The sequence below is a fragment of the Grimontia hollisae CIP 101886 genome, assembly GCF_000176515.1.
GTDB classification, from domain to species: domain Bacteria; phylum Pseudomonadota; class Gammaproteobacteria; order Enterobacterales; family Vibrionaceae; genus Enterovibrio; species Enterovibrio hollisae.
Map to the genome: position 1 here is coordinate 25,077 of NZ_ADAQ01000007.1, position 12,106 is coordinate 37,182.

Annotated in this window: 8 protein-coding genes; 4 read left to right on the forward strand and 4 right to left on the reverse strand. The window is 53.5% G+C overall.

From position 1 onward, the window contains the following. The first annotated feature begins 2 nt into the window (after nt 1–2). Nucleotides 3–494: a hypothetical protein gene (locus VHA_RS01300; protein ID WP_005501057.1), complete on the forward strand. Its 492-nt coding sequence runs from the start codon at nt 3–5 to the stop codon at nt 492–494. A gap of 21 nt (nt 495–515) precedes the next feature. On the opposite strand, the gene VHA_RS01305 is transcribed toward VHA_RS01300, so the two are convergent. The 3 genes from VHA_RS01305 to VHA_RS01315 form a co-directional block, all read right to left on the reverse strand. Continuing rightward, nucleotides 516–734 (reverse strand): hypothetical protein, encoded by a 219-nt coding sequence (locus tag VHA_RS01305; RefSeq protein WP_005501060.1) that lies wholly within the window; start codon nt 732–734, stop codon nt 516–518. A 1-nt stretch (nt 735) separates the two neighbouring features. Next, on the reverse strand, nt 736–4,185 hold the full coding sequence (locus VHA_RS01310) for a PAS domain-containing hybrid sensor histidine kinase/response regulator (RefSeq protein WP_005501061.1): 3,450 nt from the start codon (nt 4,183–4,185) through the stop codon (nt 736–738). A 109-nt stretch (nt 4,186–4,294) separates the two neighbouring features. Continuing rightward, nucleotides 4,295–5,461: a 3-phenylpropionate MFS transporter gene (locus tag VHA_RS01315; RefSeq protein WP_005501064.1), complete on the reverse strand. Its 1,167-nt coding sequence runs from the start codon at nt 5,459–5,461 to the stop codon at nt 4,295–4,297. Between the two features lie 217 nt (nt 5,462–5,678). On the opposite strand from VHA_RS01315, the gene VHA_RS01320 reads away from it, so the two are divergent. The 3 genes from VHA_RS01320 to acs all read left to right on the forward strand — a co-directional run bounded on the left by VHA_RS01320 (nt 5,679) and on the right by acs (nt 10,299). Next, nucleotides 5,679–7,481 carry a DUF294 nucleotidyltransferase-like domain-containing protein gene (locus VHA_RS01320; RefSeq protein WP_005501066.1) on the forward strand — a complete coding sequence of 601 codons (1,803 nt, stop codon included), beginning with the start codon at nt 5,679–5,681 and terminating at the stop codon, nt 7,479–7,481. Nucleotide 7,482: 1 nt separating this feature from the next. Further along, entirely contained in the window at nt 7,483–8,106 is a 624-nt protein-coding gene (locus VHA_RS01325; protein ID WP_005501068.1) for a 3'-5' exonuclease, read from the forward strand. A 243-nt stretch (nt 8,107–8,349) separates the two neighbouring features. Continuing rightward, a complete protein-coding gene (acs, locus tag VHA_RS01330; protein ID WP_005501070.1) occupies nt 8,350–10,299 on the forward strand; it encodes an acetate--CoA ligase in 1,950 nt (649 codons plus the stop codon). A gap of 248 nt (nt 10,300–10,547) precedes the next feature. Here acs and tnpC read toward each other — a convergent pair whose 3' ends face one another. Continuing rightward, nucleotides 10,548–12,050 carry an IS66 family transposase gene (tnpC, locus tag VHA_RS01335; protein WP_005501078.1) on the reverse strand — a complete coding sequence of 501 codons (1,503 nt, stop codon included), beginning with the start codon at nt 12,048–12,050 and terminating at the stop codon, nt 10,548–10,550. Between the last annotated feature and the right edge of the window lie 56 nt (nt 12,051–12,106).

Consider the following 12,106-nt stretch of genomic DNA (forward strand, 5'->3'; position numbering starts at 1 on the left):
CCATGTTAAAAAACAAACACGTTATTGCCGCAATGCTGGTTGCCCCCATCCTGGCCTTAATAGCCTATTTTGGCGTGGATTTGGCGGTCAGTGAGAAACCCCATGCAGCAAAAGAAGGACAAACCTACAAACTCGCTGCCAATTCCAACTGCCGTTACACCAGTGGTATCTGTTCACTTGAAAACGGAGACTTCAAACTCAAACTCCGCTCAGAGAGCCTGACTGACAGTGAAGTTGTATTGAAGCTGACATCGGAATATCCGCTGGAAGGCGCAAAAATCAGCCTGATCCAACAGAAAGGGAACCGTTCCAATCCGGTTGATATGGACATCAACGGCACGAATAACAAAGAATGGTGGGTCGACCTGCCTGCGCCTATGTCAGAGGACAGCGAAATTCATCTGGTCGTCAAATCTGACGGTACACTTTACTATGGCGAGACCACAGCAGTCTTTGTGGAATATAAAACCCTGCTGAATGAAGAGCAGCAATAAGCGGCTCTTTCCTTCCTGGGCTTATTGGGTCACCAGGTAAAGCTTGGCGGCGATCAGTATTTCTGCCACTCTCGCTTCGTGTTCTTGCTCTGACAACCAGAACGTGACATCCACCCAGCCATCCGTGCCCATCTGATCAATGTCCACTAACTGGATGTCCCCGGTCAGCGGATCCCAGGTGCCTTCTACCCGCACCAAACCGACTTCAGTATCGAGCCTGGGAATCATAAACGCTTCCATATCAGCTTTCTCCTTGCTGAAGCAACGCACGCAGTTTCAGTGGCTTCACCGGCTTGGCAATATAACCAAAGCCCAGTTCACGCACCAATGTCCGTGTTTCCTGCGTTCTGTCAGCGGTGATCACTGCGCCGACAAATTTGTTGCCAAGCATAGCGCGGCAACGTTGCAATACATCAAGCCCTGTTAACGAAGGGGCCAAGTGATAGTCACTGAGAATGGCACCGGGCCTAAACCCCCCTTCCAACAGTGCGACCACGCCATCGAGATCTTCTGCCACCTCAACCTGACACCCCCAACGTGACAACAGACTTTCCATTCCGGCAAGGATGTCCCTTTCATTATCGACACATAACACCTGAACCCCAGCCAAAGGCTCACTATTTTTATGCTTTTCTTCAGTCTCAATGCCAGTGTCACAAACCTGAGGCGCAGACGCGATCGGAGCAGTAATCGAAAAGACGGTTCCCTGCCCGGGCCAAGAGCGGAGACTGAGAGGCTGGTTGAGGATCCGGCTGATCCCGCGTGCGATCGCAAGCCCCAGACCTAGCCCGAGCTCTGCCCCCTTGCGGTCGATGCGGGTAAATTCATTGAAGATGTCCTGTTGCCTGTCCTGAGGGATACCCGGCCCGTTGTCCCACACTTCGATGCGGCATTGGGTGCCGTGACGACGCACGCCCAGCAACACCCTGCCATCTGGGTTGTAACGGAATGCATTGGTGAGGAAATTCTGCAAGATACGGCGAAGCAAACGGCGATCAGAGCGGATCCGAAGCCCGGTTGGTTGCACGCGAAAATCGATACCCTGCTGGTTGGCAATCACACCAAATTCTGCCGCCAAGGTTGAAAAGACCTCATCTAATTCGAAATCCGTGATTTTTGCCTTCATTTTTCCTGATTCAATACGAGAGATATCCAGCAAGTCCCCAATCAAATCTTCGGCTGCCCCTAACGCACTCTCGATATGCCCGGCCATCTTCTGGGTTTCTTTTCCCTCTGCCATTTCGCTCAGCGAAGAAGCAAACAGGCGCGCAGCGTTCATCGGTTGCATCAAATCATGACTTACTGCCGCAAGCAGACGGCTTTTCGACTGGGAGGCTTGCTCCGCCTTGGCGGTGGCACTGATCAGGCGACGGTTAAGGGTTTCCAGCGCTTTGGTCCGCTCAACAACCCGTGCTTCCAAGGTTTCATTGGATTGCTTGAGCGCCTCTTCGGCATGACGGAAGGCAGTGATATCGGTAAAACTCATCACAAACCCGCCACCTGGCATCGGGTTGCCCTGCACCTCGATCACCCGTCCGTCCGGATGGACACGGGAGGACGTATGCGAAGAGCCTTTACGCAAATAACCAACCCGTTTTTTCACATGTTCTTCTATATCACCCGGGCCACACAGGCCACGCTCGGCGTTGTAACGCACCACGTCTGCAATCGGCCTGCCGACCTGGATTAAATCCGGGGGAAAGTCGAAAAGCTCGACATAACGCTGGTTCCACGCCACCAGCCGAAGTTGTTTGTCCACCACAGAAATCCCCTGGCTGATATGCTCAATTGCCCCCTGTAACAGGCCACGGCTGAAATCAAACAGCTCAGACGCTTCATCAACAATGGTAGCGATTTCCTCAAGCTGCATATTCCGGCCTTGTAGGGCGGAAGTCAGCACCAGTTTGGCGGAAGAAGCGCCGAATACACCCGCCAACACCCGTTCGGTATGACGGATCAACGCGGCACTCGCCTGCTGCTGCGGGAGCAACATCTCTCCACGCTGCTCACCAAACGTGCGGAACGTCTGGCGCATACGGGTCCGACCGACAAAACGGGCGGCCAGCATTTCAAGCTCTGCCACGGTCACGCGGCTTTGATATAGGCTCGAGTCATCCCCTTCCGGCAGCGGCGTGCCGACGAAGCTCGCTGCCTGTAAACGTTCACTGAGGGACGGACGGGTCGCCATCGACACCACCACAAAGCAGACACTATTGGCCATAATGCTGAGTACCATTCCCCAGTTCACCGGATTCAGTGACTCAAAGAACGGGAGAGCTGGTGGAGCGAGGATCCAGAGCACCAGGTTGGTTTCTTCATTCCCTGCCAACATGCCGGTTTGCATCATCAGAGTCATTAACCAGACCACGAAGCCGGTAGCCAGCCCGGCATACACACCTTTTTTGTTGGCCTGACGCCAGTAAATACCGGCGACCAGTGGCGGAGCAAACTGGGCGATAGCAGCAAAGGACAGAAAGCCGATCGCAGACAGTGAAGGCACTTCAAGGATCAGCTGGTAAAAGCCCCAGGCCCCGATAAGCAACAGGAAAATCAGTGCGCGGCGCACATTAAGCAGTAAGCCGGAGAACTGGGTAAAGTTGCGGTTAGATACCCGCATACGGCGCAGCAACTGTGGCAGCACCAGATCGTTCGATACCATGATAGCCAGTGCAATGGTCGACACGATAACCATGCCACTTGCCGCGGAGGCCCCGCCAAGGAAAGCCAGCAGGGCAATACCTTCATTGCCGGTAAAAAGCGGCAGCTGGATCACATGGGTATCGGCCGACACATCCGGCAGGAAAACCTGCCCGGCATACGCCAGTGGCAGAACGAACATGCCCATCAACAGCAGATAAACCGGAAACACCCAGCGCGCGGTATGCAAATCCTGCGCCCGGGCATTTTCTACCACCATGGTATGAAACTGGCGTGGCAAACAGATAATGGCCGCCATGGTCAGGAGAGTATGAACCAACAAAGCTCCCCAGTCCGGAGAACCCACCACATTGGCTTCTTTCAGTGTGGGCAGTTCACCCGGCGCATCAAGCAACATGCCAACCGCAAAAAAACCGACAGCCAGAAACGCCACCAGTTTTACAATCGACTCAAAAGCCACCGCCATCATCATGCCCCGGTGGTGCTCGGTGGAATCTATATGGCGAGTGCCGAACAGCACGGTAAACATGGCAAGCGACATGCACACCAGCCAGGCAATTTGTCCTTCGTTGAGACCTGCGCCTTCACCAATATCCGGCGCAATCACATCCAGCCCCATGGTGATACCACGCAATTGCAACGCGATATAAGGCAAGATACCAACCACGGCAATCACGGTCACCATCACCGCCAGACCCTGTGATTTCCCGTAACGGGCGGCAATAAAGTCCGCAATGGAGGTGATGTGCTCTCGTTTGGCGATCAGGATTATCCGGGCAAGAAAGCGCCAGCCAATGGTAAACACCAGGATAGGGGCAAGATAAATCGGCAGGAATGACCAAGGCTGGCTTGACGCCTGCCCCACGGTGCCAAAAAAGGTCCAGGAAGTGCAGTACACCGCGATAGACAGGCTGTAAATATAGGGCCGCCAGCCACGCAGCCAACGCGGACGGCTGTCGCCGTACCAGGCAATAAGAAACAGAACGCCAAGGTATGCCAGTGCCACAGGCACCACTATCCATCCAGCCGACATCATATCTTCCATGAAAAGTGTTTAACTAGGGTCTGTTTATCATGCCCTTGGTTGTACAACAACGCGGCGACGTATCTCCGTGAGCAAGCTCTCTCAGCCCACAGCAAATTCAGTGATTTACGGCTTCAGTCGCCGGTTCAGTCCTGAGGGTAAGCAGTAATACCGGCAACCCAAGCAGCGCCATGGCATAGAAGCTGTGTCCCCCAAACCGCTCATACAACTCCCCACTGACAACGGTCAGCAACGCCATCACAGCCCCCATCGGAATCGCACTGTACAGCGCCTGCAATGCGATGATCTTGTCGCTGTTCTGTTGCTGGATATAACGCATGGCAGCGATATGGGCCACACCGAACGTGATGCCATGCAGCGACTGGGCAAAAAACAACACGCCAAGCTCGGTACTCCATCCAGTCAAACACCAACGCAACACCACCGCCAGTGCAGCCAGACGAAACAGGGACTGCACCTGCCAATGGCCAAACAGCCTGCCGGCCAGCGCGAACATCATCACTTCCACCACCACACCAAAGCTCCAGAGATAACCGACAACGACATCTGCTACACCAGCCTGCGTCCAGTGGATGGCACTGAACGCGTAGTAGGCGGCATGGCTGCCTTGGATCAGGGAAACAATCACGAGAAACATCAATACAGGTCTGGAACGGAGCACCAGACGCAGAGGTGGTCTGGCGATAGCCTGCGTTTCCTCTTTTACCGGCAGCTCACGCGGCGAAAGCAGGCTCCAGCCCCAGGTGAGCAGCAAGGCGCTGGCAGCAAGAGGCACAATGGTTTGCGGTCCAACGCTGTCCACCAGTGTGCCTGCCATCATAGAGCCCATGACAAACGCCAGCGATCCCCAGAGCCGTGCCCGCCCGTAATCCACCAGTTTGCGGCGGTTGTAATGGTTGGCAAGTGCATCAGACACCGGAACAGCTGGACCAATCACACTGTTGATGGCGACGGATAAGACTGTCAGCCACAAAAGATCCGGCGTCGCCATCAAATGCAAAAAGCCAATCACTGTAGCAATAAAAGATAGCCAGCGCACAGCAGGCAGCAGGTGCTCAGGCAAGTGAAACCTTGGGGTCAGGGTCAGGTTCACCACAAAGCGCGTCATCACTCCAGCGCCGATCACGATACCAATCTCATCGGCAGAGAGTCCCAACCAGGCTAGCCAGACTGACCAAAAAGGCAGATAGACCCCAAAGGCAAAGAAATAGGTGCCGTAATACACGGATAACCAATGAAAGGGAGTAGGACGGGGGTAACCCATACAGGCGATCCTTCAGCCATAACGAGAAGCGCTATTTTGACAGCGATTCCCGCAAACTTACAGTGCGGTTTTCATGTAGCTGCAAGGCCTCTTCGTTCCGGTAAAGAGATAACTGACAATAGACTAAAGTCGGCTGGCAAGGTGCAAGCCCGTGCGACAAACTGAAAACAAGGACAGACACGCTATGTGCGTGAACAATAACACGGAGTGTGCCGCCATGCCTGAACCGTTTGATACTGCATCCCCCCCGTTTGACCGCCTCGACGACAAACAGGCCAAGTCCCTGTTATCGTCACTGGATGTCGCCTATTACCGCCGTGGTGATGTCCTGATTGAAAAAGGTCAGGCCAATGAGGCACTGTATATTGTCATCAAGGGCAGGGTACAGGAAATCAACCCGGACACCCAGGAAGTGCAGGCACAATACATCAAAGACGACTTGTTTGATGCCCGTGCCCTGCTCAAAGGCTATGCTCATCACCGATACCACGTGGTTGAAGATACCCTGTGTTATGTGTTGCCCAAAGCGGTGTTTATGGCGCTTTACCATGAAAACCCCTCATTTGCGGACTACTTCAACACCAGCTTCAGCCGGCGAAAACGCATGCTGGAACAAGCACAACAACAGCAAAATCTGGCAGAATTTATTCTGACACAGGTTGATGAGAGCAACATCCAGCCAATCATGACACTGCCCCATGCCACCACGATTCATGATGCCACGCTGCAACTTCGTCAGGCACGTCAGGATTGCGCACTGGTGACGCTGGAAGGCAAACCACATGACATAGGCATTATCACCCGGACCAACCTGCTGCATGCCCTGGTGGAAAACGGCTGCTCGCTCGATACACCGATAGGCGATATCGCAACCTCTCCGGTGATCAGCGTGGAAATGGGCGATTACCTCTTTAATGTGATGATCCTGATGACCCGCGACCGGGTTAAACGGGTACGGGTAACAGAAGACAGGAAAACGGTCGGCATGCTCGACATGACCCAGGTGCTGAGCCTGTTTTCCACCCACTCCCACGTGCTGACCCTGCAAATCAACCGAGCACACTCGATTGAAGAGCTGGCACTGGCGGCCAATAACCAGCAACAACTGGTGGCCAATCTCACCAACAACGGTATCCACACCCAATTTGTGATGGAGCTGATTTCTGCCGTGAATGAGCAAATCATCGAGAAAGCCTTCCGCCTGACTATTCCGGAAGCCTTTCACGAAAAATGCTGTCTGTTTGTGATGGGCTCTGAAGGGCGAGGTGAACAGATACTGAAAACCGATCAGGACAATGGTCTCATCCTCACCGATGATGCCAACTGGCCAGATGTGCAGCACTATATGGTAAGGTTCAGTGACGTTCTCAGCCGTCTGGGTTATCCACCTTGTCCCGGCAACGTAATGGTCAATAACCCACGCTGGGTGAAGACCCAGTCCGAGTGGATAAAAGAGATGGTATCACTCAGCAAGATCTCTGATGAGCGCACTCTGATGGATCTGGCCATCCTTGCCGACAGCCATGCCGTCGCCGGCAACAAAGCCCTGCTGGAGCCTGTAATGACAAAGCTCCACAGCAGAATGAAAAACAACATGCTGGCGCTGAATACCTTTGTCCGCCCCTGCCTCGCCTTCCGGGTTCCCCTGACCTTTTTCGGTGGCCTGAAAGCAAACAAAGAAGGATTAGATGTAAAAAAAGGTGGCATCTTCCCGCTGGTTCATGGTGTTCGCACTCTGGCGCTTGAAAATGGCCTGACCGAAACCAACACATTTGAAAGACTCGATGCCCTCGCACGGTGCAAGGCCCTGGATCAGGAAACCGCCAATAACCTCTCCGAAGCACTCAAACTGTTTGTCAAAGTTCGTCTGAAACAACAACTCGACAGCGACGCCAGCACAGGGAATCTGTTGGATGTGGCTCAGCTGTCACGTACCGAACGGGATTTACTCCGAGATTGCCTGGGCGTAGTAAAAAAATTCAAGGAGCGTCTGGCCTCCCACTATCAGGTAAGGGATTAGCATGAACCCGCTGGAACGACTCTGGCTGAAGTATAAATGGCGAGATACCCAATATGCGCCGCTGTTTACCTCTCCTTCCAATGAAGAGATGGTCGCGCTGGACTGTGAAACCACCAGCCTCGACCCCCATAAGGCCGAGCTGGTGACCATTGCGGCAACCAAAATCCGCGGCAACACCATTGTCACCAGCGATCCACTCACCCTTTCCCTGCGCGCCCCCCACTCCCTGACTGAACAATCAGTGAAAATACACGGTATCCGGCATCAGGATCTACATGATGGTGTCACGGAAAAAGAAGCCATGCAGGCACTGATTGAATTTGCCGGTAACCGCCCCATCGTCGGCTATTACATCCATTACGACAAAACCATTCTCGATCGCTACACCCGGAAGCACCTGGGCTTCAAACTGCCAAACAGCACCATCGAAGTCAGTGATATTTACCGTCGCAAACTGGAACAGATCCTGCCCAATGCTTATTACGATTTGAGTATGGAGGCAATAGGACACCATCTGGGATTGCCTCTGTCTGGCCGACATGATGCACTCGACGACGCCATCAGTGCTGCCCTTATCTATATACGACTAAAGTACGGCGATGTCTCAATACCCACTTATGTCTAACTGTCCCACAACCGGCTGCATGTCGCTGCCTGTAAATGAGAGCAACGCCTCACTGTCAGCGTTGAATAGTCACAAAACCCAGAGAAAACGGCCTCTTCATCCTAAAGTCTAATTGTCGAGAACCCCTAACTAACCGACCTTATTGGGACAAGACCGCCAGACCATGCCCTATATTCTACTTTGCTGTGGTCGAACATTTTACGATGCCAGGCGGCATCATGCAGGAACACAAGGAGAAAGATAATGAGTGAGGTTCACCTGCATCCGGTCATGCCGGAAATTGAAGCAAAAGCACACGCAAACAACGACACCTACCGTGAAATGTACCAACAATCAGTGGTCAACCCGGAAGGTTTTTGGCGTGAGCACGGTAAGATCGTAGATTGGATCAAGCCCTTCACCAAGGTGAAAAGCACCTCGTTTGACACCGGGCACGTCAACATCAAGTGGTTCGAAGACGGCACCCTCAACGTATCCGCCAACTGTATTGACCGCCACCTTGACACCAAAGGCGATCAGGTCGCCCTGATTTGGGAGGGCGACGACCCGAACGACGACAAAACCCTGACCTATAAAGAACTGCATACCGAAGTGTGTAAGTTTGCCAATGCCTTGAAAGGCCAGGGCGTGCGCAAGGGCGATGTCGTTTGCCTGTACATGCCTATGGTCATGGAAGCCGCCATTGCCATGCTGGCATGTACCCGTATCGGCGCAATCCATACCATCGTTTTCGGTGGTTTCTCACCGGAAGCACTGGCTGGCCGTATTGTCGACTCCAATGCCAAAGTGGTTGTTACTGCCGATGAAGGCGTTCGTGGCGGCCGCACCGTGCCCTTAAAACAAAATGTGGACGCAGCACTTGCAAACCCATCAGTCACGTCAGTGGATAAAGTGGTTGTTTACCAGCGTACCGGTAATGCCGTTGAGTGGGATTCAGAGCGTGATGTGTGGTGGCACGAAGCCACAGCCGTGGTCTCCAGCAACTGTGAACCCGAAGAAATGAATGCGGAAGATCCGCTGTTCATCCTGTACACATCAGGTTCAACCGGCACACCAAAAGGTGTCCTTCACACCACCGGCGGTTATCTGGTTTATGCCACCATGACCTTCAAATACGTCTTTGATTACCAGGAAGGCGAAGTGTTCTGGTGTACCGCCGATGTAGGCTGGATCACCGGTCACAGTTACCTGATCTACGGGCCGCTCGCCAACGGTGCGAAAACCATCCTGTTTGAAGGTGTGCCTAATTACCCATCAACCGCCCGCATGAGCGAAGTGGTCGACAAACATCAGGTCAATATCCTGTACACCGCGCCTACCGCCATCCGAGCCCTGATGGCAAAAGGCAATGAAGCCATTGAAGGCACCAAGCGTGATTCACTGCGCATCATGGGATCTGTGGGCGAACCCATTAACCCTGAAGCGTGGGAGTGGTATTACAAAACCATCGGTGACAGCAAGTGCCCTATCGTGGATACCTGGTGGCAGACCGAAACCGGCGGCATCCTGATCACCCCGTTGCCGGGTGCAACTGCACTGAAGCCAGGCTCAGCAACCCGTCCATTCTTTGGTGTCCAGCCTGCACTGGTGGATAACATGGGCAACATCATTGAGGGCGCTACTGAAGGTAATCTGGTGATGCTGGATTCCTGGCCTGGTCAGATGCGTACGGTTTACGGTGACCATGAGCGCTTCGAGCAAACGTACTTCTCGACCTTCAAAGGCATGTATTTCACCGGTGACGGTGCGCGCCGTGACGAAGACGGTTACTACTGGATCACAGGACGTGTCGATGACGTTCTGAATGTTTCCGGCCACCGCATGGGGACGGCAGAAATTGAATCGGCACTGGTGGCATTTGACAAAATTGCAGAAGCGGCGATTGTCGGTGTGCCGCACGATATCAAAGGCCAGGCGATTTATGCCTACATCACACTCAATGCTGGTGAAGTGCCAAGTGCAGAGCTGACCAAAGAGGTGAAAAACTGGGTACGTAAGGAAATCGGCCCTATCGCGACGCCGGATTTCATTCACTGGACAGACGCACTGCCCAAAACCCGTTCGGGCAAAATCATGCGCCGCATCCTGCGTAAGATTGCTACCGGCGACACCGGCAGTCTGGGCGACACGTCAACCCTGGCCGATCCAAGCGTGGTGGACAAACTGATCGCTGAAAAATCAAGCGTGGTCTAAACCGCCAGCACACTCCAAGGCCGCTACATGCGCAATGCTGATCAGTTAAGGATCGGTTGACCGATCCTTCTGATGAGTCAGAATCTGAAATCATTCATTGATTTCAGATTTTTTATGCCTATTACCTCATATCTAAGTGATTTTCTCGAAGAATCACCCGTTGATGTTTCCCAACTCACGACGTTTGCTGAGCATGTCCCTTCAGAATGGGTTGCTGCAGCGTAAGCGGTAAGTAAACCAGTGAAGCCTCAGTCAACGCTACTCAGATCAACATTCCACGGCATCAGATCCGACATATCATCGGCGAGTGAACGCTTTGGCAACTCCGTGAACAGGTGCCGGAAGTAATAGTAAGGATTGATATCATTCGCACGACACGTCATCACCAAGCTATACAGATTGGCACTGGCTTTCGCGCCACCGACTGACGTTGAGAACATCCAGTTTTTTCGCCCCGTCGTGAACGGACGGATATCCCGCTCTGTCACATTGTTGTCGATGCTGATATGTCCATCTTCCAGGTAGGTCAGCAGTTTGGGCCACTGATTCTTGGTGTAGGTGATAGCCTGGCCTAGTGCCCCTTTCGGCAACACACTCAGGCTATCCAGCCACGCTTTAAAGTCATTCAGGATGGGCAGGCTTTCTTGCATCCTCATCTGTTGGCGCGCTTGTGCCGACAGGTCTTTGGCTCGCTTCTCTATCCCGTACAGTTTGGCGATAAAGGCTAAGGCTTTTTCGGGCTTTCCCGCCTTTTTCGACGGGGATGCCTTTTGGGCATCAGTGAATTTTCGGCGCACATGCGCCATGCACGCCGCTTGAGTGACACCGTCTACGGTGTCATACGCACTGTAACCATCGGACAACAGATAACCGTGGTAATCACCGAGGAACTCACGCACACATGCGCCTGCTCGGCTGGGGTGATAGTCGTAAATCACCACGGGATTGGGGGTGAACTCGCCGCTGCGATAGACCCACATATAGGAGTTGGATTGCGCTTGTCGGTCTTCTTCTCTCAGCACCTGCACGGTGGTTTCATCCGCACAGATGAGAGTTTCTTTGAGAAGCTGCGTTTTCATTGCATCGATAATGACCTGCACTTTACTGCCTAGCTTCACACACCAGTTTGCCAGCGTGGCGCGGCTGATATCAATGCCGGAGCGGTTGAGGATGTCGACCTGACGGTACAGCGGCAGCGCATCCACGTATTTAGCGGTGACCACCGCCGCGAAGGCTTCGGCGCTGCCAAGGCTTTTGGGGATCATGCTCGCCGGTTTCGGGGCGGTGACCACGTTACTGGTTTCAGCTGTTTGCTCGCACTGGCGACAGGCATATTTGGTGCGCTCGTGGCGGATGACACTCACGCGCTGGGGCAGGATTTTCAGGGTTTCGCTGACTTCCTTACCACATTCATGTAACGGCGCATCACAGCAGTCGCAATACGGGGCATTTAAGGTGTGGGTTTGCACCTCGCGTTCAAGGTCGGCAGGCAGCGGTTTACGGCCGGTTTTTTTGCGCGCTTTGGGTGAGGAAGGTAACGCGTCTTGCTGCTCCGCTTCGTTAAACGTGCCTTTGGCGACTTTTTCGCTTTGGGAAGCAAAGCGTTTGGATTTGCTGAGATTGAGTTGCTCAACGAGCAGTTGCACCTGGGTTTTCAGGGCGGCGACCTCCTCCTCTTTGGCCTGCAACAAAGCATCCTTGGCAAGAAGCATGGCTTTGAGTTGTTCGATGTCATCGGGGAAGTCGGTCATTTGGGGCATCATCTACAGCATGGAATGGTGCCCAGTGTGACGGCTAAAAAGGATCG

Bases quoted from the DNA above. Each gene is read 5' to 3' on its own strand.
- acs (WP_005501070.1), top strand. From the start codon at position 8,350: ATGAGTGAGGTTCACCTGCATCCGGTCATGCCGGAAATTGAAGCAAAA.
- VHA_RS01300 (WP_005501057.1), top strand. From the start codon at position 3: ATGTTAAAAAACAAACACGTTATTGCCGCAATGCTGGTTGCCCCCATC.
- VHA_RS01325 (WP_005501068.1), top strand. From the start codon at position 7,483: ATGAACCCGCTGGAACGACTCTGGCTGAAGTATAAATGGCGAGATACC.
- VHA_RS01315 (WP_005501064.1), bottom strand. From the start codon at position 5,461: ATGGGTTACCCCCGTCCTACTCCCTTTCATTGGTTATCCGTGTATTAC.
- VHA_RS01310 (WP_005501061.1), bottom strand. From the start codon at position 4,185: ATGTCGGCTGGATGGATAGTGGTGCCTGTGGCACTGGCATACCTTGGC.
- VHA_RS01305 (WP_005501060.1), bottom strand. From the start codon at position 734: ATGGAAGCGTTTATGATTCCCAGGCTCGATACTGAAGTCGGTTTGGTG.
- tnpC (WP_005501078.1), bottom strand. From the start codon at position 12,050: ATGACCGACTTCCCCGATGACATCGAACAACTCAAAGCCATGCTTCTT.
- VHA_RS01320 (WP_005501066.1), top strand. From the start codon at position 5,679: ATGCCTGAACCGTTTGATACTGCATCCCCCCCGTTTGACCGCCTCGAC.